The sequence below is a fragment of the Haliscomenobacter sp. genome, from assembly GCF_965225875.1.
Classification (GTDB): Bacteria; Bacteroidota; Bacteroidia; order Chitinophagales; family Saprospiraceae; genus Haliscomenobacter.
Genome location: NZ_CBDDBS010000003.1, coordinates 2192057 through 2217154, shown reverse-complemented (window position 1 = coordinate 2217154; position 25098 = coordinate 2192057). Strand labels below are relative to the sequence as shown.

Genomic DNA, 25098 nt, shown 5'->3' with positions numbered 1-25098 from the left:
TCACAAAGTTTTAAGTGTGTAGTCGAATGATTTCTTGTTGGGACAAAGTTGCGAGCGTTCAAGCAGCTAAAGATTGGTAAATACCAAGATTTGTATGTGAGATAAAGAATTGTTCAGAATTCAAAATTAGCGATAAACTTACCGCTCCAGCACCAGTTTTTGCGCCATCTTTTTTCCCCCAGCTCGCACTTCCACCGAGTAAATCCCCACCGGCAACTGCTTTACATTCAGCTGAATTTGTTGTTTGCCCGCCGACATCTTCTGTTTCAATCCCTGTCCTTGCAAGCGCCCCAATAGGTCATAAATCTGTATCTGAACATCCGCAGACTCTGCGAGAGAAAAGGCAACTTGTACCGTTTCAGCCGCCGGATTGGGAAAAAGCTGGACATCCTGAATCAATTGCGGTTCCAGGTCGTGCAGCCCAGTTGTGGTCGTTTGATAATAATACTCGAAGGTGACCGCCCCAAAACTCAGGTAGTCGCTTTGTTTGTTGAAATTGTGGGGCACCTCAAAGGAAATGGTAATCGGCAAGCCATTGGCGGGCCAGGCAGCGAGGCCGTAAGTTCCTGGGTTGAATAGTTCGGTCGGGTTAAAAATGACCGCTTTGGCCACACCATTGACTGTGGTAACCGGGCTAAAAGCCGCAATCGACTTACCATTGACACTGGCTTTTAGTTGCATGCTGGCGCCCCATTGCCCTTCAAAAGGGTTGAGTCCGGTGATCCCAGTGATGGGGACTGAGAGGATCGCAAATTGCGGCAAGGGCCGTGGAGGAGCAGGTTTTGGTAAATAAACGGTGAATTGAGTCTGTTTATCCACTGTATTCGAAGCGCTGTAAAAATCTCCTGCGGTCAATTGCCCCGCTACCACGTTGTCCGAACTAGCTTGCAAGGTCAATTTTTCCAGCTTCGAGCCTTGAAAAATACTGAAGGTCGATTGGGCGCGCAGCACTGGTGCAGGATCACCAGGCACCTGCCGAAAAACACTCAAGGTGTATTCACCTGCTGGAAGCGTTTTTAATTGGGTGACATTGGAGGTCAAATCCCGGTCGTTGGAATTCGTAAAGGAGCACCAGCGGTATTCATTTAGATTTTTGTACACACAAAAATTGCCATCAGTTTGCAGTAAAGCATAAAAATTCCCCGTTCCCTGGGTCAGGTCGCTGCACCAAATCACTGAATCCTGTACCGGGCGTTTTACGTACACACACAAGGAACCGGTTGTATTCAAACGCAGGTAGTACTGGGCATTGGGAATAAGCGCCTTTGGAGGGGGGCTGGTCCAACGCGGTTTGGTGCTGCTCCGATCCCATACGCCCAATTGGCCATTGGACTGGAGACTAGCGTAAAAATTGCCATTCTTGGAGCTTATGGTTTGGCCCGGATTAAGCACAACGCCGGCTTTTAAGGTATCCGTTCTGGTGCCAAAACTGATGGTCTCCGTATTCGATTTGATTTGGATGGTATAGGAACCTTTTGCTCCGACAGTGTAAGGCAGCAGGTAAAGTGGATAACCCAATGGCACTGCACCGACGTTGGGAGGAGGCGTGACGGAGTTGAAAGGAGTGGCAGCCAGCACCAGATCAACGACTTCCAGGTTGCCATTTTCGAGGGGTTTGTAGACTTCCGGATACGCCCCTTTCCACATGTTGGTGATTTTGCCCTGCACCGTTTCTTCATAAAAGGGGCAAACAAAATACCCCCAGGGTGTTGCCAGTACCCCCTTGTAGATGCGGTTATTGCTGGGAATGTTCACTCCAGCTTTGGTCGAGTGAGGCCCAGAATAAACGCCAAAATGCAGGTGTGACCCACTCGAAGATCCCGAACTGGCCATCACACCGAGCAATGCACCTTCAGGAACCACGTCGCCCAATTTGTATTTTTCCAGGACAGCCAGCCCTTGTTTCAAGTGCGCGTATTGGGTAACAAAACCATTGTCGTGTTGTAAATAAATGACGTTGCCACTGCCATCCACCGTAGTTTGGATGTTGAAACCAGTATGTGTGGGGGCCAGGTTGGTTACGGTCAATTTATCGGCAGGGATGATTTTATCCCAGGCGATTCCGCCAGTGGTGCGGTCGGGTATGCCGTCGCGGTAAGCGACCAAAACACCTTTGGCTGCGGCGTAAATTTTTGCCCCGTTATTGTCGGTTGGTCGAAAGGAATTCAAACCAATGTCGATGCCATTGTGTCCTCCGGTACCTCCTTTGTAGTCGGTGTTATCGGATTTGAGCAGGGTGTAACGCAGGGGATAAAGGTAGGGGTTGCTATTGGCATAAATGGGCAAAACGTTGGGGTCGAAGCGGACGGGCCAGCTTAGTTGCAGTTCTTGCCAATTGAAGGAATAAGTTTGTGCTTTGAGGTCAATAGAACAAACAAATGCATAGCATATCAACAGGTAAATGCTGAGTTTACGGGTAATTATTTTTTGGCTTGTCATAAGCTATCGGCTTTAGGGAAAATGATCCCTAAAAATACATGACAAAAGCCATGTCAAAGCACTTTTGGTCGTGATTTTCGACTATTTTTTTCCTGGGAACAGCAGCCCATCCAAACTCCATTTCCCAGCTCCAGCAAACAAAAACAAGACCCCAAACAACACAAACATAAAGGGGTGTTGGTCCTCATACCAGAACTTTCCATGCCCGATAAAAAAGGTGATGTAGGCCAGGGTTCCAATACAAATCAGCGCGCCTACCCGGGTTAACAATCCAAGCGTGAGCAGAATACCCGCCACAAACTCCGAGCCCTTGCCCAGATAAACCAGCCATGCACCCGACGGGCCTTTAAAGTTCTCCCATTCCAGATACCCTTGCATCAGTTTTGCATCAAAAACCTCGTAGCCATGGTAAATCAGCAATAAACCGACAATGATGCGCAGAATGGCGAGAACAATTTCTTGATAAAATGGTGTAGTTGAAAAAAAGGATTGCATGGTGTGGTGATTTTTGAAGTTGAACCCAAAATACAGTTCATAAAGGGGATTTCCTTTTTCCCGCTATAAAAATTTGGCAAAATGGGATTAACACATCCTTTTTGGGCCCCAGAATTGAACTTTTTGTAATTTCCCCCAACGAATCAGTTCCTTGATCACCCGACGCCTGTATCTCGGCTGATTCCCTTTTTCAACCATGTTCCTATTACGATCAAAATCAAAACCATGAAAAGACGTGCTGCAATGAAAAGCTTGGGGGTTGCCCTCGGTGGCCTGGTTGCACTTCCCGCCTGGGCCAACAATTGGACGCCTGAATCCCTTGGTCCTGCCCATTTTTCGGCTGTAGCCGATGAAGCCTTGCTGGCGGAGATTGTAGAAACCTTCATTCCCGAAACCAGCACACCTGGAGCCAAATCACTCAAAGTACATCAGTTTGTACAACGGATGATTCAGGATTGCTACGATGACAAAGCCAAGGCTACTTTTCAGCAAGGGTTGACCCAAACCGATACCCTGGCGCAACAAAGCTACAGCAAAACGTTTGTGCAATGTGACACTCCACAACGCATTGAGTTGTTGAAAAAAATGAGCAATGATGCCAGCAGCAAAGCTTTTATTGGCCTGGTCAAAAACCTCACCATTCGCGGCTACACCAATTCGGAGTACTACCTGGTGAACATTGCCAAATTTACATTGGTACCTGGTTTTTATCACGGTTGTGTGCCCGTTACGCAGTAGGGACAAGTCATTTTTATTTGTAACACTCAAATCAGACGCAAACAATGTCTAACCTCACCATAGATTCCATCAAAAAACGCAGCTTCGATGCCATTGTCGTAGGTTCGGGCATCAGCGGCGGTTGGTCGGCCAAGGAACTGACCGGCAAGGGCCTGAAAACCCTGCTCCTTGAGCGTGGCCCCAACGTAGAGCACATCAAGGATTATCCTACCACCAATATGAATCCCTGGGAATTTGAGCACGGCGGCCAGATTACCAAGGAGATGCGCGATGCCAACCCGATTGCCAGCCGTTGCTACGCGTTCACGGAGAGCGCGGCTCACTTTTTTGTCAAAGATGCTGAGCATCCCTATATCCAGGAAAAGCCCTTCGACTGGATTCGGGGTTATCAGGTGGGCGGAAAATCGCTCATGTGGGCTAGAGGTACGCAGCGTTGGTCGCAATATGATTTTGATGGCCCAGCCCGTGATGGATTTGCGGTGGAATGGCCGATTACCTACGCGGAATTGGCACCTTGGTACAGCTATGTGGAGATTTTTGCGGGCATTTCTGGCAACAAAGATGGCTTAGCTCAATTGCCCGACGGGGAGTTTTTGCCGCCACACGAGCAATCCTGTGTGGAAAAACACTTCACCCAAACGATGGCCAAAAAATACAATGGCTCTCGACCCATCATCATTGGCCGCTGTGCGCACCTGACTCAGCCACAACCCATCCACCTGCAACAAGGTCGGGGCAAATGCCAGCACCGCAACATCTGTGAGCGCGGCTGTCCTTTTGGCGGTTATTTCAGTAGCAATTCCTCCACCATTCCCTGGGCGAAACAAACCGGAAAATTGACCTTGCAGCCCAATTCGGTGGTGCATTCCATCATTTTTGATGAAAAGAAAAACAAGGCCACTGGTGTGCGGGTAGTGGATGCCAACACCAAAGAGATGACGGAATATTACGCCAAAATCATCTTCGTCAATGCGGCTACGCTGAATACCAACCTGATTTTGTTGAACTCTAAATCCAATCGTTTTCCCAATGGTTTGGGCAACGACAATGGACTGTTGGGCAAATACATCGCCTTCCACAACTTCCGCACCACCATCTCCGGCGAATACGAAGGTATGTTGGACAGCACCACTGCTGGCAGTCGGCCGAATGGCAGCTACATCCCTCGTTTCCGCAACGTATTCAAGCAGGAGACTGATTTCTTGCGCGGTTACGCCGCCGGTTTCAGCGCCAGCCGCATGACCTACAATGATACTTCTGGAATCGGTGAGGACTTGAAAAACAGTTTGTCGGTCAAAAAATACGGCAACTGGCGAGTAGGCTCCCACATGATGGGCGAAACGATTCCGAAGGAAAGCAACTACGTGGCGCTCGATGGCAAACAAACCGATGCCTGGGGTGTTCCCCTCTTGAAAGTCTCTGTGGCCTACGACGACAACGACGAAAAAATGATCAAGGACTTCCACGAACAACTCACCGAGATGTACAGTGCGGCCGGATTTACCAACATCCGTACCCACGATGTTCCCAGCAAGGCCCCTGGCCTGGACATCCACGAAATGGGCGGTGTACGTATGGGCAAGGACCCCAAAACCTCCCTGCTCAACAAGTGGAACCAGCTACATGAATGCAAAAATGTATTCGTAACCGATGGCGCTTGTATGACCAGTAATTCCACGCAGAACCCTTCGCTGACCTTTATGGCGATTACGGCAAGGGCGGCGAATAATGCGGTGGAGGAGTTGAAGAAGAGAAATTTGTAATACCCAAAAGGCTTGCCACCCTGCCTCCAACATTGGCTAATAGGGCTGAGTAAAGGAGGCAGGGACAGCAAGCTCCAACTTGATACTACTCTGTAAATCCAAACTTAAAACTCACTCAATTGTCGAGCAACCTAAAACTGATGTCAAGCACTTTTTTTCCTTTTACCGGAATACCAAAATTGGATGCCGGAGTCCAGCAAGGCATGGCGTAAACCAAATTGATTGCTGCCTCATCGCAGCCAAAGCCAATCCTCTTTAGCAGCTGGGCCTTGGTCACCTGGCCTTTTTCAGATACATAGACCAACACGCTGACCGTGCCTTCGATGCCATTTTCCCGGGCCAATTGCGGGTAAATGACCTTACCTTTTACATAGTTGTCCCAATCATCAAAATGTGGTGGATGTTGGCCTGCTGTTAAATCAACTTTCAACGAATCCCTGGAGCCTTCCTTTTGCAGGGACTGGCAGCTACAGCTTTTAGCGTATGATTCAGTTACGATTGGAATAAAATCCTGCCCTTTGCCCAGGGGATAAAAAAGGGAGAAGGCAAACGATAAGAGCAAAAAACATTTTCTCATAAGTTGTCGGGTTTTGGTAAAAAATTGCGGGTACAAAGGTGAAGGCTGGGCTATTGACAATCTTGCATTTTTCGGACAACTTGCAGGATCTTTTGGCCAAGGGACAGGATTTGCTGGACATTGCCAGGATTTTTCGGACTTTCTGCGATTTTTTGCCGGCCAATTAGGCGGAATACCTTGTCTTCTACGTTGTACTAGGACCCATTTTACTTAGCCATGAAACAACCCAAAACACACCTGACGCCTCTATTACGAAGCACCATCCTATTCCTGTTGTGGATGCTGTGTACCTTACTGCTTCAGCCAGGCCAAAGCTTTGCACAGGTTCCAATCGAATCGATTTCCATTCAGCAGGGTCTTTCCCAAGGTATGATTTATGACATTCTACAGGACCGCGAAGGTTTCCTGTGGTTTGCGACCAAGGACGGACTCAACCGCTTCGATGGCTATAATCTCAAAGTATTCACCAACGAGGCCTACAATCCTCATTCCCTTTCGGGCAACAGCATCCTGAAATTGTTTGAAGACCAACAAGGCCGGATTTGGGTGGTAACGGACAATGAAGGTTTGAATGTTTACGACAAAAAAACGGGGCGTTTTCAGCGGATACAACACGACCCCCAAAACCCCAGGAGCTTATCCAGCAATCAGATCCGTTGTATTGCCGAAGATGCTGAGGGCAACATTCTGGCCGCCGCCGATGGCGCCGATCTGAACGTAATCAGGCTTGCTGGTGATTCTTTTGAAAAAAACATGGCACCCAAAATCCAACGGATAGCGTTGCCCCGGCACCTGAATGTGACCGGCATAGCCAAAGACAGCAAGGGCAGGGTTTGGATGGGAGCTGATGACCAATGTATCTACCAGTATGATGCACAAACCTTTCAATTGCGCAAGGCCATCGAGGGCTATTCGTTTGAAGTAGCTTGCGCCAATTCCGATGGTAGCTTGTGGGCCAGCGACCAAAACCATTCCCCCTTTCATTGGGATGGAAAACGCGCAGCACCACTTTTTGAGGAATTGAGCCAGGTTTTTGACCTGCAAGTAGCCCCAGATGGAAAGCTGTGGTTGATCAAAGGCAGCAGTTTATATGGTCTGGATTTGCAAGAATGGAAGCCCGGCAAACCATTAAAATGGGGCACAACGCCTTTTTTTGCCCAAATGAAAGCGCCTTTAAATGCGTTAGTCAATGCGCAAAAAGAGGACCAGTTTCAAGCCAAATTACTCGCTCTGGATTTAAGCGCTCCTTTAACTTCACTGGCCATCGACCGCTCCGGCATGGTCTTAGCGGGTACTCATGACTATGGCGTCTACAAATTCAACCCTTGCCAGCAGAAATTTCGACACTACGCCGAAGGCATCAGCATTCGCAGAATCATTACTGCACCCGACGGCTCGGTATACCTCGACTCTTACCGCAAGCTTTGGTACCAACTACAAGGCAATGCCTTAAAAACAAATAGCCTGGGCTCCATTTCCTCCCAGACCAGCAATTTTTTGATCAGCCATTCCGCTGAGCATTGGGCCTTGACCAAGCAGGGGCTTCTTCGTTTTCGGCCAGGCAACAGCCCCACCCAAATCCCCATCCCCGCCGCCACTTTTGGGGAAAGGCAACCCATGTTGGAAGACCACCACGGCAAGATCTGGCTGGCTGGATTAAAAGGGGCACTGGCGCGGGTTGATCCTACGAACAATCAGGTGAACCTCTATAATTTTGCCGACGGTGCCAACCCCATGCAACATCACTCCCTGTCGATTTCCTTGTACGAAAGTGGCGACGGCATAATCTGGATCGGAACCATGGAGGGTTTTGTCAAAGCTGATTTTTCCAGGGGCAAACCTCATTTTCGTTGGTACAGAAATATGCCTAATCAGCCCAATTCGCTCAGTTACAACTATGTGACTGGCTTTCTCGATGACCCTATTACGCCTCAGCGTTACCTTTGGGTTTGTACGAGGGTGGGTTTAAATCGTTTGGACAAAAAGACCGGTGATTTCCTGCGCCTGAGTATGGAGGATGGTTTGCCCAACAATGTCATTTACGGCCTCCTGGCTGATGAAGGGGGAAATTTGTGGGGCAGTACCAACCGGGGTATTTTTTGCCTGAGCCAGGCCGTCTCATCCCACAATCCGTCTGAAAAGCCTCGGTATACCGTTCGGAATTTCAACGTAACGGATGGGCTGCAAAATCATGAATTCAATACCGGCGCCTTGGCCAAATTGTCTAATGGTGAACTGGCTTTCGGAGGCGTAAACGGACTCAATGTTTTTGACCCCACGGCAATGTTGGGACGGGACTACCAGCCTCGAACTTTCATTACCAACATTTCCGTCAACAATCGTCCGGTTAAAGTTGGAGATGATACCGGGATTTTGCACAGCAGTATCGAAACCACCCGGCGCATCACCTTGAACCACTTGCAGGATATCCTTAGTCTGGATTACGCCGCGCTTGATTACACCGGATCAATGTTTAACCGGTACCGCTATCAGCTGTTAGGGGCTGATCCAGATTGGGTTGAAGCAGGCACCCGCCGTTCGGCAACTTACCTGCACCTGCCTCCTGGGAATTACACCTTTCGGGTTCAAGGGAGCAATAGCCGAGGCATCTGGAGCCCTTATGTAGCAAGGCTCGACATCAAAATACTGCCCCCCTGGTGGCGTTCCACCTGGGCTTACCTGGCTTACGCGTTGCTCCTGGCAGCAGCGGGCAGGACTCTATTCCAATTTTACCTCAACCGGGAGAAATTGCGGAACCAGCTCGCCTACGAAACCCGCGAAGCAAGCCGCATCAAAGAACTGGATACGGCCAAAACCCGCTTATACACCAACATCACCCACGAATTCCGCACGCCCCTCACCGTGATCATGGGCATGGCCCAACAAACCCTGGAAAAACCTGACGAAAACCTGGCCTTCAAACAGGAGATGATCCTGCGCAATGGGCAACAACTCCTGCAACTGGTCAATGAAATGCTCGACCTGTCCAGGCTGGAAAGTGGAAAAATGGCCCTGCGTTTCATCCAGGGGGATGTGATCGCGTTTTTGCGCTACATGCTTGAATCCTTTCATTCTCTGGCGGAGAGCCAACAAAAACAATTGCATTTTTTGTCCACTCTGCAAGCATTGGATTGTGCGTATGACCCAGAAAAACTGCGGCAAATTGTTTCCAATCTGTTGTCCAATGCGCTGAAATTCACTCCGGAATCCGGCAATATTTATTTGTCGATTGATCGCAGTTTTCAAGCTGAAAAGCCATATTTACAAATTACGGTTAAGGACACGGGCATCGGCATTCCCGGAGGACAATTGCCCCATATCTTCGACCGCTTTTACCAGGTTGACGACAGCATTACCCGACCAGGCGAAGGCGCGGGTATTGGCCTGGCGCTGACCAAGGAACTGGTCAATCTGTTGCAAGGAGAAATTCGGGTCAGCAGCCCCGCTATAGGCAGTACAAAAGGTTCAGAATTTACGGTGCTTTTACCCTTGCAAATGGTAGCTGAACCGCTTGCTGAAGGCCAGCCCAAGGCCAGTGAAAAGCCCCAGTCAGTTCCTGTCAATCCACAGCTTGCAACGCCAATTCAGATTAAAAAAGAAGCTCACCAATTGATTTTATTGGTAGAAGACAACCCCGATGTGGCGGCCTACCTCAATTCCTGTTTGCCCGAATACCGGCTGGAATTTGCCGTAGATGGCCAGGATGGCTTAGACAAAGCCACCGAACTCATCCCCGATCTGATCATCAGCGACGTCATGATGCCTCGGATGGATGGTTTTACCTTGTGCCAACACCTGCGCGACGATGAGCGCAGCAGCCATATCCCGATTATCCTACTAACCGCCAAAGCCGATTTTGAAAGCAAATTGACGGGCTTGGACCGGGGTGCCGATGTGTATTTGGAAAAACCATTCCAACCCGAAGAGCTACGACTGCGCATCAGGAAGCTCCTGGAACTGCGGGAAAAATTGAAACAACACTACCAGCAAACTTTCGATTCACGAGACTCTGCGCAGGAAATTCCAGCGCTGGAAAAACAAGAAGACGTTTTTGTACAAAAAATCCGCGAATGTATTGAAGCCAATATATCCGACTACACCTTCAGCATTGAACACTTGTGTAAAGCCATCCACTTGAGTCAACGACAGTTGCAACGAAAATTGGAAGCACTCACGGGTTTTTCGCCCAATCAATTCATCCGCAACATTCGTTTGAATCATGCAAAAACCTTACTGCGTGATCCTGATTTGAGTGTTACGGCAGTAGCTTACGATTGTGGATTTAGTGATCCCAGCTACTTCGCCCGGGTGTTTAAACAGGAATTTAGGGTGACCCCATTGGAGTGGCGGGAAGCAGCCTGGAAGGTTTTTAACGAAGTGTAAGCCTGGGAATTGGATAATCGCAGAAAGCGGAGTATTTTGTTTCTGACAATCACAATTCATTATTTTGGTCAAATTAACGAACCATCAATCCGCATTCCTGACATGAAACACTTTGCTCTGTTCCTTTTTCTCCTCTTCACCCTTGGTGCTACCGCCCAAAACGCTACCCGCCAAAAGGTCATCTTCGACTGTGACCTCGGCGATGACATCGACGACGCTTTTGCCCTGGCCATGCTCCTGACCAACCAAGACAAGGTGGACATCCTGGGCATCACCACCTGTTACGGCCGCACCAATGACCGCGCTACTCTGGCCCTCAAGTTTTTGTATGAAATGGGTCAGGAAAAAATCCCCGTGTACATGGGCCGCAACACCTCTGCCTCCAGTGAACGAGCCAATTGGTACGCCGAGCAATTTTACTGGGCGCAAGGTTTTTCCAAAATCCAACCCAACAAACAAGGTGCAGCGGATTTCATCCTCGAAAGCCTCAAAAAGTATCCCAATGAAGTGGTGGTTATCTCGGTGGGCCCGGTTACCAATCTGGGGGATGTGCTGCAAAAAGACCCCAATGCCCTGAAGATGGCCAAAAAGATCTATGCGATGTTTGGTTCCTTTTATGTGAGTTACAGTGGATATCCCACTCCGGAGGCAGAATGGAATGTCAAATGCGACATTGAGGCCGCTAAAAAATTTGTCAACTCCGGGGCCAATATCGCCTACGCCGGGCTGGACATCACCGCTTTTGTCAAACTTGATAAAGCCAAACGCGACATGCTCCTGATGCGCCAATCCCCACTGACCAATGCTTTATCTGGCTTGTACGTATTGTGGGGGCATGAAACACCTACCTTGTTTGATCCGGTAGCCATTGGGATGTTGTTGTACCCTGATTTGTTCAAAACCAAAATGGTCAATGTGAGTGTGGACGACAAAGGCTTCACGAAGGTGGATGAAAACAAGACGCCAAATGCCGAGGTGGGTGTTTACATCAATACGAATGAGTTCATTAGTCGGGTCATGAAAGGGTATTTGTTGCAGAATATGGGGCGGAATTGAGGAGATACAGCTCTATGAATGTAGTGGATATCATGAATTTTATCCTTACTTAGGTGAATCCTTAAGTGCCTGAGGTTTCTTAGGTGGTGAAAAAATGCCCTGCTACGCAGGTTCTTTCTTCTTAACCACCTAAGAAACCTCAGAAACGATAGACTCACCTCAGGTACTAGAAATACCACTTTCGGCATCAATAAACCATCAGCGATCCGGACCCCGCCACTTCAGCATAGTACAGGCGCACCCGAATGACGTATTCCCGGCCCTGGATGAGGCGTAGTTGAATTTTGGAATTTAACCCCGTACCGCTGTCGTCGTCTCCGGCCAAGTAAACCTCTTCTGCGGCTGTTTTTTCAAAAAGCACCATCAAGGTGTCCATTCTTCCAAAGGTTTCAATCGTGTATTTGCGAGAAACAGTGGGTTTGAAGCGGAAGTTTTTTTGCTCACCAGCTTTGATGTTAAACAACTGTGAGGCCGAAACTTTGAGCTCGGTGTAATCGCTGGTCGTAAGGGGAGGATAAAATTGCTTCATAAACTCCTTGTCCTTACTGGAGAGACCACCAGCAGGGTTGATGCCATTGCGGTAGGCCACAGGTTCCAGAATCAGACCTGCCTCAAAGGGATAATGCATGATCGAGTTCGGATCGTGGGTAGAACCTTGTACTTCATTGGCCGGAATTTTCCGGATGATGTTGAAAAAGGTAGTCTGCCGATCCCAGCGGTTGGGTGGTGCAGCGAGGGCAGTATAGACCGCCTCTTCATCCCACACAATGCCTGCGTTGGGGTTTTGGTGTTCGTGTGGCGCACCCAGGGTATGCCCAATTTCGTGCAAGGCTGTATCAAGGTCATTGCTGATGTCCCAACCAAAATTCATGGTTCTTTCATTGGGCGAACTGGCAATGTCAATGACGTCTCTGCCCACATAAGACCAGGCACCATCTCCTCTTTTGAAACCAATCCTGACTTGGGCTTCATTTTTGTCATTGGTTTCTTCAAATTCCAGGCCAATCCCTAAATCCTTCCAGATTTTGAAGGCCTGAATTACGGTGTTTTTTTGTGCTGTTGTCCCTTTCCAGGAACTTGGAGAGCCGTCACTCGGACCGTTGAAAAAGTAATACTTTAGTTTGGTGCCATTGACCCATTTTCGGTCCGTAACCAGAATCATCCGCTGCCGGTTAGGGCTTACATCTGGTTCAAATTGACGCTCTGGAATAGGAATCATTGAGCAATAGTGAGGATGGGTAGCTCCTCCTTCGGAAGGTGTGGGTTTTGATGTTTTTTTTGCCATGAGAAAAAAGAGTTTTAACTGTGGTGAAACATGGTCCACCTGGGCTTAAAAAGTGATTTGGATAGATTGCAAATGTAGGGGGTTTGAGGGTTTGAGTCAATAGAGGAATGGATTCGGTTTCAATTATTTAATGGGTGTATTTATCTCTCACAATTTGAAGCTCCGAGTTGTGCAGATATTACTATTCTTGTTAAAAAAAATTGAACTAGCTGAGATTTTTTTTAAAACTCATCCTTAATTATTATCTTTTCCTGATCATTTGAAACCTCATGTCAACTTCACCCTAAACGTATGCCATATTTGAAGCGAATTTTACTTGCAAGCGCTCAGGTCAATACCAATAAAGAATACTTAGATCATCTGAAAGAGGAGCGGGATGGGATTGGAAGGGTGTTAAACGACTCTATCAAAAAGGGTAAAATAGCCCTACAGCAAGAGAAAGAATGTACTTTTGAAGGGTTGTTTGATAATTTTAATGCTCCAGACACAAAAGATAAAGAAATCAATGTTTTCCATTACTGTGGCCACTCCGATGGTGAGCAATTGTATTTGCAGCAAGATGGGGCAGGGAACAGAATGCTAAGCAACCAGAACTTGGTCAACTTTTTCAAATATCAAAAAAAGCTTGAGCTGGTTTTTTTGAATAGTTGCAGTTCAGAAACATTGGGGGAAATGTTGCTTGCAGAATGTGATCATATACAAGCTGTCATAGAAACAACGAGCAAAATCAGTGACTTAACCGCAGCGAAATTTGCCGAGAAATTTTATCAAAGCTTGCATGCTGGCAAAAATCTTAAACTTGCCTTTGATCAAACAGTAGATTCTTTTGCTGATATAAAAAGTGTAGGTTATCGAAGTGTAGAAAAAGGACGTTCGATTGTTAAATGGGATGACCATGAAGAATCAACCTGGACTTTATCTTTTAAGGAAGATACATTTGTAGACAATTGGTATCTGGTTGAGCGACCCATTCAGCGGTATTTCGAACCTAGCATCAAAACTAAAATCTTGGTTATCGTTGAGGACAGCAATGAAAATGACAAATATTACCGACTTATTGATAATCTTTTTTTGCAAGATCAGGGCGTTCTTATATTACCGTTTTCGGATATCCTTTTAGAAGACCAAAAAGAAGAGTTAGTTGCCAATGTAGAACAGGTGATCATTTTACTGACGGAGGAAACGATTGCTTTCTTTAAAAGATTTGAATGGTTAATTCCCTTATTAACTAAAGCTCCGTTACTTTTTTTGGGTTGTACTGGTGACACAGCTAAAACCTTTACCCAAATTGCTAGTCAACTGGAAAGAGATGATGCTCCCATATTCCCTAGCCCACGTTCTAGTTTGGAAAGACTTTCGGAAGTTTATGGCCTTGAATTTGCATTTAATGATTTCTGTGCTCAATTCATTACAAAAAGTATTAGAAGTAGAGAGGCTACCCTTGCTTCTGAATTAGAAGACCTTAATTTCACAAAACAGCGTTTGCCTTTTGAATCCAAGGATGAGGAACTTTCTTTTCGCTTTGGAAAGCATAACCTGATGTTGATTGAGGGTTCCCCTAATTGTGCTCAAGAACTATTGGTGAAAAAACTACGACGATATGCAAACCCTAGGGTTTCTAGCAACGTAAAACCTGATGTTGTTTCGGTTAAAAGTTATCTTCCTGGAAAATTGACCAAGGAGGACTTATGTAGAATGCTAACCCATACCTTATTGTCTGTAGATTTGGATTTGGGTATAGAATTGATTGGAAAAACAATCCTGCAAAAAACCATGCAACAAGATTTAATTATTGTTTTGAACGATATTTCAAAAAATCACGGCGATTGTTTAAGCGTGATTAAAAATTTCTGGAATGAACTAACCTTGCACCTTCAGGAAACCAAACATCGCCTTTTTTTATTCTTCATCCACAAGGAATGCCAGGACAGCCAAAAAAATTGGACTACCCAGGGCTTTGTCAATCAGCCACCCTTGTTTAATGTACGATCACTAGACCTGATTGAACCACTAAATGAACAAATCTGGAATGGTTGGCACGCCAGCACTGGGAAACGTTTTCCGAAGGAAGACCTGTTTCATTCGCTTATTCAAGAGGAGAAATCACAGCAAATCCTGAGAGACCCCTACATGGCTAAAGCCATTGCTAAAATATGTGATTTAATGAAATGCCCGGAAATCTGTAAAAAATTACTTACCATTTAACTAACTGTAAATGAAAGATAACAAATACACACCTTATGATGGCCAGGCTTTGGCTACTTTGGTTCAAAATCATCGCTATACCGTTGACGACAGTCAATTCAAAACCGTAGTACAAGTCCCCAAAAAGGAAATAGTAGAAGACATTGCACCTTATTTTCCCAGCAAAGAGCTCATCGACGCCATTGAATATGCCCGTATTTTGCAGCGCCCACTTTTGTTGCGTGGGGAACCGGGTTGTGGAAAAACCAGAGTAGCCCAAGCACTGGCGTATGAACTCTACCATCAACAGAAAGGTGACAATTACCGCAATCACTACTTCGAATGGTTCATCAAATCATCCACCAAAGCCAAAGAAGGATTGTACCAATATGATCATTTGGGCCGCTTGAGGGACATTCAGACTTATAACAAGCAAGAACCCATCGCTTACCGCAGTTTCGGGCCATTGGGTAAAGCTTTTTTGGCGTCTAAACCCGATGCACCAGCGGTACTACTGATCGATGAAATTGATAAAGCTGATTTGGATTTCCCCAATGATTTATTGCTGGAACTGGATGAAAAGCGTTTTTTCATTGAAGAAACCCATGAGGAAATTCATGCAGAACACCCGCCCATTGTGATCATTACCAGTAATGATGAAAAGGAATTGCCTAATGCATTCCTGCGCCGCTGTGTTTTCCATTACATCGAATTCCCAAAGCTGGAGGAATTGTACCAGATCGCCAAAGCGCGGGTGCTGAGCCAGGAGCAAGAAATAAAAAAAGCCATGCCGGATACACTGGTGGAAAAATTAGTGGATCAATTTTACGAGTTGCATCAATTCATGAAGGCCAGCCCCAATACGGATAAGCGGGTTTCGACCAGCGAACTACTCGACTGGCTCAGGCTCATTCATCACTACTATTTGACGGATAAGTTGCCGTTTGAAAAAGACCAACTTCCCGCCAACGGCCTGCTCTATCCCGAAGTGCTGCTCAAAAGCCTGGATGATTACAAACAATACGCCAAAAAGAAATGAGTTCATCCAAGCCTGGCTTCATTCTACTGCCTTTTTTTAACCGACTACGGGAGTCGGCAGGAATGGAATTGGATATGAATCAGTATTTTTTATTTCTTGAACTTTTTATAAAAGGTCATGCCAAAGATGAACCTGCCTTGTTGAATTTGTGCAAAACCCTTTGGTTGACCAAATTGGAATACAAAGACATTTTTGAACATTGGTTTAAAGAAGCTGTGAAGGATTTACGTGAGCAATGGCTGCCTTCTGCTGGAATTGAAAGTGAACCAGAGAATGAGGCAAACACAAACAAAGATGATCAAAAAGGAAAGCAAGGGGAGAAGGATGAGGCTACTAAACCCAGGGAGGATCAAAAGGCTCAAGAACCAAATCGGGGCAAGGAACCAAGCAAAAAACCAATAACTGAAGGTGAAAAACCAGAGCCTTCTTTAAGCCTGACCGACATCCTGCTGAATTTTGAAGAAGGAAAAGGTAAAGCAGCAACCCGAGGAAAAAAAACACCCCAAGAGATTTCCGAAAAAAACTCAACTTTTATCTTTTCGGATGACAAACATCTACCCATTGCCCCCCGGCGAATGGGTCATCTCTTGCAAAAGTTACAGATGAACCAAAGTTATCGCCCTGGGGATCAACTGGACGTAGCGGCGATGGTTGATACCTTTGGCAAATTCCGCTATGTAGACACCTTGCATTACAAACTACAAAGAGTCAGTGAACAAAAGGTAATTTTGCTGAGCGATCATCAAGGCTCAATGGCCGCATTTGAGTCTTGGGGCGATTATTTATTTCGCGTCTTTACCGATCACCCAGCGATCAAGTCAGTGGAGCGTTATTTTTTTCACGACTTTCCCAGTGCGGTTGAAGATGATAATGGCTCCAAAACCTTAAAATTTTATACCAATCCAGAACATACCAGCGCTTTTACCCTGGAAAGAATCCTGGGCAATCAAGCCGCTCCAATCTGGCTGGTCATTTTTAGCGACGCAGGCGTGTATCAACCCACCCTGGATCATGAATCGCTACAGCACTGGATGGATTTTTTTGATGCAATCGCCAAGCGAGGGGTGACGGTCAGCTGGTTCAACCCTTTGCCCAAACGCAGGTGGGCCGGGAGTTTAGCAAACTATCTTTCATTAATGGTCAAAATGGAAGCCTTTAATCCGGAAGGGACAAGGTCAGCCATTAAATGGGCAAATCATGCAAATCGAAACCGGAAATCTTGACACCATTCCCCGCCTGTATTGGGCTTCTTTTCGCCAGGCTTATCCTGGGGATGAGCATTTGCATTTGGCTTGTCATGCCGCCTTTCCGATTGCCCTGACCACTGATCTGTTGTATAAAATCTGGCTTAATTTCCGCAAAACGACCACTACAGAAGACCCGCTTGAATTGTTGAGCACCGTTTCCGATTTGTTGCACTCTGATTTGTTCCGGGAAGTGGGGCGAGATATGTATGAAATGCAAGCCGACATCCGGGAGCTACTGATCTCGACCTTGCAGACCTCTGAAGCCTTTGGTGAGGCCCGAGTTTTTGAACTGGCGCGTTTTTTACGCGATTACCTACAGTATAACCCGGAGAAAATTCCCACGCTTGCTTTTAAAGAGGCACAAAGTTGGTTGGTCGCCTCTTATCTGGAGCCAGAAAAAGCCGCCAAACTCATCCTGGACCTGTTGCAACAAGAAGAAGAAAACCCTGATGCGGGCATCAAAATTGATTATTTCCTGAGTTGGGCCAAGGAGCGGAACAAACTGAATCAGGTTTCAGGTAGTGCTGGTGATGCTTTGTTGACTGCTGAACAAATGGTACTGGGCATTCGGCAATATAAGGCTGGGGATTTGGAGGGGGCTTTGGAACGTTTGAAGCCGTTTTTGGGGCTTTTGACTGAGGGTGAAGAAAAAATTGGGAAAGGATTTAAAACAAAGATTCCGACTGAGGTTTGGAATGCATTACAGCTTGATGTGCCAAAAGCGAACAAAGGTAGAGATAGTGAATTGGTATTGCAATTGATTGAGAATGAAAGACAAGAAAGAGGAGGGTATCTGGATTTAGGTCATTGTGAGCTTAGTGAAATACCGAAAGAATTATCAACATTTGAATGGCTCGAAGTACTAATCTTAAGCGAGAATGAAAATTTGAAAGATCTGAACCCACTGTCTAAGTTGTCAAATTTGCGTAAACTTCACATTTCCAATACACTGGTTAACGATTTAACACCATTACGACTGCTCTCTAAATTGACATTTCTTGACATTTCTAAGACGTACGTAAAAGACTTAAAACCTCTGGCTTCTTTAACTAGCTTATATTCTCTAAATATTTCAAATACAAAAGTGAATGATTTAATTCCTTTGGTTTCTTTGACCAATTTGACTTTACTTAATCTTTCAAATACTGAAGTAAGTGATTTAAGACCAATAAAACAATTAATCTTCAATGGAATTCCGGTACAACAAAAATGGACATCAAATCCTAATGGAATTATTGTTGAAGGCTGCCCCCTTATATATCCGCCTATTGAAATCGTTCAAAACGATTTGCCAACTGTGCTTGAATTTTTTAATAAAATTGATGAAACGCATCAACTCAACGAGGTTAGAGTGTTTCTTTTAGGCGAAGGCGGAACAGGAAAAACTAGATTAATTAAACAATTGCTTCAGCAAAACTCTGATCAAAAAGGTTCACAAACAGAAGGTATCAGAATTACCAAACAGAGATTTAAACACCAAGGACAAGACTTATTGGTGCATTTCTGGGATTTTGGTGGGCAGGAAATTATGCATGCCACCCATCAGTTTTTTTTGACTAAACGTTGTCTGTATATTTTGGTCTTGGATAGTCGGAATGTTGAAAAAACAGAATATTGGTTAAATTACATTGAAAGTTTTGGCGGCACATCTCCGGTAATTGTTGTGCTGGATAGAGATAAAAACCCCACTTTTAATGTCAATCGAAACTTCATCAGTAAAAAATATCCCAGAATTCAGGATTTTTATGAATTGCCTAATGATGAAACTGGGTTTAATGAATTAAAGGAAGACTTATTGAAACATTTCTGGAACATGGAGCTACGTGAGTATACGTTACCCAAAAGCTGGGCTAACACAAAAATGGCATTAGAGGAAATGCAGGAAGACTTCATTGGGTATTCTCAATACCAGAAAATTTGTTGGGAAAAAGATGTAAAAGATGAGGCCTCCCAAAAAGTACTATTGGAACTATTGAATGATTTGGGGGTGGTAATCAATTATGAAAATCTTCGATGGTTTGATACCCAAGTGCTCAACCCGCATTGGTTAACCAATGCCGTATATCGCATCATCAACTCGCCTATACTTACTCAATCCAATGGACGTTTCAACATTAACGATCTGGATGCTATCATCAATGATGAATACTATCGAGAGGAAAGCCCGGAAAACTGGGAAAACATTTCCAAAAGTTGGAAACTAGAGCAAAAATTTAAAAAATTTCCCGAAGAGAAATTTTTATTCATCGTAGCCATGATGAGGCAGTTTGAAATCCTGTTCCAATTGGATAATTTTCATTACTTGGTACCGGCGTTGTTGCCAGATGAAGAACAGAGTCAGTCATTTTCAGAAGAAAATGAGGTTATTTTCTTTATGATTGAATACCGCGATTTTTTGCCTGCCACCATCATTCCTCGCCTCATGGTGAAACTACATAAATACATCTATCAAGAGCAGTGCTGGAAGACTGGAATGGTATTAGAGGAAAAAACCTTGTTTTATAGTATTGCCAAAATTGTCATGGACAAGGAAGGCCGGAAAATCAACATTGAAGTTAAGGGCGAGCGGAATCGTGATTTTTTAAGTGTAATTCGGGAAACAATTAAGGAAATAAATTCAATTTATCAAAACTTGAATGTTATTGAATGGGTCCCTTTGCCTAGTGAATACAAAAGTAAACCGGTATTGGTAAAATATATGGAATTACAAGGGCATGAAAGAGCCCATCAAAAGCAGTTTTTTTCAGGGGAACTGCAGGAATCATTCCAGGTTTCTACCTTGTTAAATAAGATAGAAAAACCCGAAATCCGAAAAGGACTTAGGCCTTGTCACATCTTTATTTCTTATGCCCAACAAGACCAAAAATTCAAAGAGAAATTGCTGGAGCATTTAAGTCCACTTTTTAGACTCAATCGGGTCAGTTTGTGGGATGACAATTGTATTGATGCAGGGGAAGAATGGCTCAATGAAATTTATGAGAATTTGGAAAAGGCACACGTTGTGCTTTGTTTGATTAGCGGGAGTTTCATCAACTCCGATTTTTGTTATTCCAAGGAATTAACTCAAGCATTGGAAGCTCATGATCTGGGAAAAAAAGTAGTGGTCCCGATTCGCATCAAAGAAGTAAATTGGGATAACCTAAAAATCTCACAACTCCAGAGTTTTCCCAAAAACAAGTGGGTTCGTAATCTTTCCGACCACAAATCTTGGACGGACATAGCCAAAGGTATCGAGGTTGCCATAGACAAGATCACTAGGCGTAATTGAGCACATTGGCAATTTAATGAATTAGGTCAATTGTCATACAACTTAAAAATCAGATAAATAGCATTCTTTCCTTTCAAGCTATTTTAACATTCTTTCCTTCTCAACACATTTTTTTCTTACCTTCGCCCCCGCAAAAAAATACCTTCTCAAATGCTCACAGTCAGCGATGTGTCCTTGCAGTACGGCAAGCGGGTTTTGTTCAATGAAGTCAACATCAAGTTTACCCGTGGCAATTGCTACGGCGTGATTGGTGCCAATGGTGCGGGCAAGTCCACATTTTTGAAAATTTTGTCGGGCGAAATCAACCCCAACCGCGGTTCGGTCTCTTTGGAGCCCAACTGCCGCATGGCGGTGCTCAAGCAAAACCACTTTGAATTTGAGGAGTTCACCGTGTTGGACACCGTGTTGATGGGGCACAAGGAGATGTACGCCATCATGCAGGAAAAAAACGCCATCTACATGAATCCCGATGCTACGGAAGCTGAAGGATTGCGGGCGGCGGATTTGGAAAACCTCTACGGTGAAATGGGCGGCTGGACCGCCGAAAGCGACGCGGCCACCCTGCTGAGCAACCTGGGCGTGAAGGAGGATTTGCACTACCGCCAAATGAAGGACCTCAACGGTTCCGATAAAGTGAAGGTGCTGCTGGCGCAATCCCTTTTTGGCGACCCCGATATCCTGCTGCTCGACGAGCCTACCAACGACCTGGACGCCGAAACCATCACCTGGTTGGCCGACTTCCTGGCGGATTTTAAAAATACGGTAATCGTCGTTTCCCACGACCGTTACTTCCTGGACATGGTGTGTACCCACGTGGCCGACATCGACTTCCAAAAGATCAACATCTTTACGGGCAACTACTCCTTCTGGTACGAATCAAGCCAATTGATGCTCCAGCAGGCCGCCAACAAGAACAAAAAGATTGAGCAGAAGCGCCAGGAAATGATGGAGTTTATCCAACGATTTAGCGCCAACGCCTCCAAGTCGCGGCAAGCGACCTCGCGCAAAAAAGCCCTGGAAAAACTCAACCTGGAAGAGATGAAACCTTCCAGCCGCAAATACCCCTACATCTACTTCCAGATGGAACGTGAACCAGGGGATCAGCTTCTGGCCGTACGCGACCTCAAGGCCACCGCTTCGGATGGCAGTTTGTTGTTCTCCAATGTATCCTTTACGGTCAATCAGGGTGAAAAAATTACCATTCTAAGCCGCGAAGCCACCGCAATTACGGCTTTTTATCAAATCCTCGCTGGCAAACAAAAACCAGACGCGGGTACTGTTGAGTTTGGTCAAACCATCACGGTAGGCTACCTGCCCAACGAAAACCAGGAGTTTTTTAAAGCAGGCAACGATACGGATCTGATCAACTGGTTGCGCCAGTATTCAGAGAACAAAGACGAACAATTTATCCGCAGCTTCCTTGGTCGGATGTTGTTCTCGGGTGAAGAAGTACACAAACACTCCAGCGTATTGTCGGGAGGTGAAAAAGTGCGTTGTATGCTGGCCAAAGTGATGCTGGGTTTCCCCAACTTTGTACTCATGGACGAACCTACCAACCACCTCGACCTGGAATCCATCACTGCCCTTAACACGGCCATGCAAAACTTCAAGGGCAACCTGATCTTCAGCTCGCATGACCACGCTTTGACTTCCTCAGTAGCTAACCGCATCATTGAAATTACCCCTCGTGGAGTGATTGATAGTTTGATGGATTACGATGAGTATTTGGTATCGGATAAAATCAAGGCGGATCGGGAGAAGTTGTATAAGTAAAATGAAAACAATGCTTAGTTTTGGCCGAAACAAACAAAACGAAGCATGGTTTCCTACACACTACATCAAAGCTTGGCGCGCCTTTGCGCCTTAGCTTTTAGCATCGCACTCTTTTTTCCAGTTTCCATTTTCTCCCAATCCATCCCCCTCCCGGAGCACCCTCGCCCCGACTTCGAGCGCCCGGACTGGATCAACCTCAACGGCAGCTGGGCCTTTGAATTTGACAAAAACGATCAGGGCGTAGCTCAAAAATGGATGAGCGGCAGCCGCAAGTTCAGCAAAAGCATCAATGTGCCCTTTCCCTGGGGTGCGCCCTTGTCCGGGGTAGGGGATGAGGCCGATATCGCCTGGTACCAGCGCGAAATCAAAGTACCCGCCAGCTGGAAAGGCAAACGTACTTTCCTTACCATTGGAGCCAGCGATTGGGAAACCACCGTTTACCTCGACGGTAAGGAGCTGGGCAAACACCAGGGCGGCTACACCCCCTTTTCCTTTGACCTTACGCCCCACCTCAAATACGACAGCCCTCAACGCATCAACATCAGAGTGGATGACAAACGCCGCCAATTCACCCTCTACGGCAAACAAGGCTACGGCAATGCCCGGGGCATCTGGCAAACCACCTACCTCGAAGCCCGTGGCCAAAACCACCTCGATGCCCTGCACTTTTCGCCAGACATCGACAACAATAAGGTGAAAGTCAGCGCCTACCTACCAGCGCCTGCCGGTAGTGACTTGCAATTGGAACTCAAACTGGCGGGCAAAACCAACACGCAGAAAATTGCAGCGGGTAGCTCCAGCTTGACTTTTGAAATACCCATCGAAAATACCCACTTGTGGACTTTGGACGATCCTTACCTCTACGATGTGGAAGCCAAACTCAGCGATGGGAAAAACGCGCCGGATGTACTCAAAACCTACTTCGGCATGCGCAAAATTTCGGTAGTGGACTTGCCTGGCACCAGCCATCCTTACATTGCGCTCAACAACGAACCCATTTACCTGCAACTCACGCTGGATCAATCCTATCATCCCGAAGGATTTTACACTTTCCCGGACGATGAGTTCATGAAAAACGAAATTCTGCTGGCGCGGGGCATTGGCCTCAATGGCATCCGCACCCACATCAAGGTGGACATTCCCCGCAAGTTGTACTGGGCAGACCGCCTCGGCGTACTGGTTATGTCGGATTTGCCCAACTTTTGGGGTGAGCCTGATGCAGCAGCCCGCAAGGAAAGTGAATACACCCTGCATGAAATGATCAAACGGGACTACAACCACCCGGCTATTTTTTCCTGGATCGTCTTCAACGAAACCTGGGGCTTGACCACCAAAGTGGAGGAAAATGGCAAACAGCAAAGCAAATACCTGCCCGAAACCCAAAAATGGGTAGCCTCGGTGTACCGCCTCGCCAAACAACTCGACCCCACCCGCCTGGTGGAAGATAACTCCATTTGCTGCGGGCGCGGCCACACCGAAACCGACATCAACTCCTGGCACGAATACCTGCCCGGCTGGGCTTGGGAGGAACACCTCAAAAACATCGACGCCAATACCTATCCTGGCAGCAAAAACCACATGGAAGCGGGTTACACCCAGGGCCGCCAACCCAACATCAACTCGGAATGTGGTAACGTATGGGGTTACGATGGCAGCACCGGGGATGTGGACTGGAGCTGGGATTACCACCGCATGATGAACACCTTCCGCAAATACCCCAAGGTGGCAGGTTGGCTCTACACCGAACACCACGACGTAATCAACGAATGGAACGGCTACTGGAAGTTTGATCGAACCAACAAATACACGGGTTTGGAAGAAATGGTGGAAGGTATGTCGATCAAAGACCTGCACTCCATGATTTACATTTCGACGGGCAACGAAATCAGCAAGACCGTGAAGCCGGGCGAAAGTGTGAAAATCCCACTCTACGCTTCCTTTTATGCCAACCGCAAGGACCTGGGCAGCACCCTTACGCTGCAAATCCAGCTTTACGGTTACGATGCTCTGGGCCAGAAAAAAACCTGGATGCGCACCCAACGCAGTGTGCCTTACACGCCCTGGATGCAAAAGCAACTGGACTCACTGGCGCTGACCTTGCCTAATGAAAAAGGAATTGCCCATTTGTCATTGGTGTTGCAAGACGCCTTGGGCAACGACCTGCACCACAACGTCATGAGTTTCATCATGGAAGCGCCTACCCCCAAACAATTGACTTTGCCCAACGGCAAAACGGCTCAAGTGACCAGCGTGGATGCCAAAAACTTCAGCGCGGCCAAATGGAGCAAAAAGCAATGGAACGTTTTGGATGGTCTCAAGGTGAACGGTGCGGGAAGTGGCTTTTTTGAATATACCTTCAAGCTGAGTGAAAAGCCGGCAGGTACTGAATCCGCTACTTTCATCGCCGAATTGGGAGCCAAACAATTGTTGGTCAAAGACATCGACAAAAGTACCAATGTCAATGTAGACTATATGTTGGGTGGCAAAGTTGACCCCAGCCTCAATCCCAATTCCTACCCCATGACCGATGAATACCTCGCCCCTAGTTCGGTGAATGTAAGCATCAATGGTGTATTTGCCGGGCGCGTGGATTTGGCGGATGACCCTGCCGATCACCGGGGTGTATTGTCCTGGCATTATCAACCCAAGGTGCGCAAATTGCAGGAAGCGGGCTCTTATGGGTATCGGGTAGCAGTGAACATCCCTGCGCAGGCCCTGAACATTGCGAAGGCGACAGGTGAATTGGTCGTACGTTTAGAAGTACCTGAATCAATGCCTGGTGGTTTGGCGGTGTATGGGGATAAATTTGGACGGTATCCGCTGAATCCAACGGTGGTGCTGGTGAAATAGT

The 25098-nt window shown here is 46.5% G+C and carries 14 protein-coding genes; 10 read left to right on the top strand and 4 right to left on the bottom strand.

The window, feature by feature from the left end; translation table 11 throughout:
* Window positions 1-138 precede the first annotated feature (138 nt).
* The gene (locus tag ACO08K_RS29095; protein ID WP_421800017.1) at window positions 139-2439 is read right to left on the bottom strand and encodes a T9SS type A sorting domain-containing protein; all 2301 of its coding nucleotides are present in this window, start codon (window positions 2437-2439) and stop codon (window positions 139-141) included.
* A gap of 81 nt (window positions 2440-2520) precedes the next feature.
* Window positions 2521-2934 (bottom strand): DoxX family protein, encoded by a 414-nt coding sequence (locus ACO08K_RS29090; RefSeq protein WP_421800016.1) that lies wholly within the window; start codon window positions 2932-2934, stop codon window positions 2521-2523.
* A gap of 225 nt (window positions 2935-3159) precedes the next feature.
* Here ACO08K_RS29090 and ACO08K_RS29085 point away from each other — a divergent pair, with 225 nt between their 5' ends.
* Both ACO08K_RS29085 and ACO08K_RS29080 read left to right on the top strand, forming a co-directional pair.
* The gene (locus ACO08K_RS29085; RefSeq protein ID WP_421800015.1) at window positions 3160-3672 is read left to right on the top strand and encodes a gluconate 2-dehydrogenase subunit 3 family protein; all 513 of its coding nucleotides are present in this window, start codon (window positions 3160-3162) and stop codon (window positions 3670-3672) included.
* A gap of 44 nt (window positions 3673-3716) precedes the next feature.
* Complete coding sequence (locus tag ACO08K_RS29080; protein ID WP_421800014.1) at window positions 3717-5435, top strand: GMC oxidoreductase; 1719 nt, start codon at window positions 3717-3719, stop codon at window positions 5433-5435.
* 115 nt (window positions 5436-5550) lie between these two features.
* Here ACO08K_RS29080 and ACO08K_RS29075 read toward each other — a convergent pair whose 3' ends face one another.
* Window positions 5551-6012 carry an energy transducer TonB gene (locus ACO08K_RS29075; protein ID WP_421800013.1) on the bottom strand — a complete coding sequence of 154 codons (462 nt, stop codon included), beginning with the start codon at window positions 6010-6012 and terminating at the stop codon, window positions 5551-5553.
* A 216-nt stretch (window positions 6013-6228) separates the two neighbouring features.
* On the opposite strand from ACO08K_RS29075, the gene ACO08K_RS29070 reads away from it, so the two are divergent.
* The gene (locus ACO08K_RS29070) at window positions 6229-10395 is read left to right on the top strand and encodes a hybrid sensor histidine kinase/response regulator transcription factor (protein WP_421800012.1); all 4167 of its coding nucleotides are present in this window, start codon (window positions 6229-6231) and stop codon (window positions 10393-10395) included.
* 102 nt (window positions 10396-10497) lie between these two features.
* On the top strand, window positions 10498-11451 hold the full coding sequence (locus tag ACO08K_RS29065; RefSeq protein WP_421800011.1) for a nucleoside hydrolase: 954 nt from the start codon (window positions 10498-10500) through the stop codon (window positions 11449-11451).
* A gap of 187 nt (window positions 11452-11638) precedes the next feature.
* Here the strand turns inward: ACO08K_RS29065 and ACO08K_RS29060 are convergent, their stop codons facing one another.
* The gene (locus tag ACO08K_RS29060; protein WP_421800010.1) at window positions 11639-12736 is read right to left on the bottom strand and encodes a M12 family metallopeptidase; all 1098 of its coding nucleotides are present in this window, start codon (window positions 12734-12736) and stop codon (window positions 11639-11641) included.
* A 300-nt stretch (window positions 12737-13036) separates the two neighbouring features.
* On the opposite strand from ACO08K_RS29060, the gene ACO08K_RS29055 reads away from it, so the two are divergent.
* From ACO08K_RS29055 to ACO08K_RS29030, 6 genes are all read left to right on the top strand, one after another.
* A complete protein-coding gene (locus ACO08K_RS29055) occupies window positions 13037-14941 on the top strand; it encodes a hypothetical protein (protein WP_421800009.1) in 1905 nt (634 codons plus the stop codon).
* A gap of 10 nt (window positions 14942-14951) precedes the next feature.
* A complete protein-coding gene (locus ACO08K_RS29050; RefSeq protein WP_421800008.1) occupies window positions 14952-15959 on the top strand; it encodes an AAA family ATPase in 1008 nt (335 codons plus the stop codon).
* Window positions 15956-17182, top strand: coding sequence for a hypothetical protein (locus ACO08K_RS29045; protein ID WP_421800007.1), 1227 nt, complete (start codon window positions 15956-15958; stop codon window positions 17180-17182). The genes ACO08K_RS29050 and ACO08K_RS29045 overlap by 4 nt, the downstream gene beginning before the upstream one ends.
* The gene (locus tag ACO08K_RS29040) at window positions 17157-20474 is read left to right on the top strand and encodes a COR domain-containing protein (protein WP_421800006.1); all 3318 of its coding nucleotides are present in this window, start codon (window positions 17157-17159) and stop codon (window positions 20472-20474) included. The genes ACO08K_RS29045 and ACO08K_RS29040 overlap by 26 nt, the downstream gene beginning before the upstream one ends.
* Window positions 20475-20624: 150 nt before the next feature.
* A complete protein-coding gene (locus ACO08K_RS29035) occupies window positions 20625-22247 on the top strand; it encodes an ABC-F family ATP-binding cassette domain-containing protein (RefSeq protein WP_421800005.1) in 1623 nt (540 codons plus the stop codon).
* 45 nt (window positions 22248-22292) lie between these two features.
* A complete protein-coding gene (locus tag ACO08K_RS29030) occupies window positions 22293-25097 on the top strand; it encodes a glycoside hydrolase family 2 protein (protein ID WP_421800004.1) in 2805 nt (934 codons plus the stop codon).
* The last annotated feature ends 1 nt before the right edge of the window (window position 25098 follow it).

Excerpts from the sequence above, each read along its gene's own strand:
- ACO08K_RS29060 (WP_421800010.1), bottom strand. The coding sequence starts at position 12,736 with ATGGCAAAAAAAACATCAAAACCCACACCTTCCGAAGGAGGAGCTACC.
- ACO08K_RS29075 (WP_421800013.1), bottom strand. The coding sequence starts at position 6,012 with ATGAGAAAATGTTTTTTGCTCTTATCGTTTGCCTTCTCCCTTTTTTAT.
- ACO08K_RS29095 (WP_421800017.1), bottom strand. The coding sequence starts at position 2,439 with ATGACAAGCCAAAAAATAATTACCCGTAAACTCAGCATTTACCTGTTG.
- ACO08K_RS29065 (WP_421800011.1), top strand. The coding sequence starts at position 10,498 with ATGAAACACTTTGCTCTGTTCCTTTTTCTCCTCTTCACCCTTGGTGCT.
- ACO08K_RS29050 (WP_421800008.1), top strand. The coding sequence starts at position 14,952 with ATGAAAGATAACAAATACACACCTTATGATGGCCAGGCTTTGGCTACT.
- ACO08K_RS29085 (WP_421800015.1), top strand. The coding sequence starts at position 3,160 with ATGAAAAGACGTGCTGCAATGAAAAGCTTGGGGGTTGCCCTCGGTGGC.
- ACO08K_RS29045 (WP_421800007.1), top strand. The coding sequence starts at position 15,956 with ATGAGTTCATCCAAGCCTGGCTTCATTCTACTGCCTTTTTTTAACCGA.
- ACO08K_RS29070 (WP_421800012.1), top strand. The coding sequence starts at position 6,229 with ATGAAACAACCCAAAACACACCTGACGCCTCTATTACGAAGCACCATC.
- ACO08K_RS29035 (WP_421800005.1), top strand. The coding sequence starts at position 20,625 with ATGCTCACAGTCAGCGATGTGTCCTTGCAGTACGGCAAGCGGGTTTTG.
- ACO08K_RS29080 (WP_421800014.1), top strand. The coding sequence starts at position 3,717 with ATGTCTAACCTCACCATAGATTCCATCAAAAAACGCAGCTTCGATGCC.
- ACO08K_RS29040 (WP_421800006.1), top strand. The coding sequence starts at position 17,157 with ATGCAAATCGAAACCGGAAATCTTGACACCATTCCCCGCCTGTATTGG.
- ACO08K_RS29030 (WP_421800004.1), top strand. The coding sequence starts at position 22,293 with ATGGTTTCCTACACACTACATCAAAGCTTGGCGCGCCTTTGCGCCTTA.
- ACO08K_RS29090 (WP_421800016.1), bottom strand. The coding sequence starts at position 2,934 with ATGCAATCCTTTTTTTCAACTACACCATTTTATCAAGAAATTGTTCTC.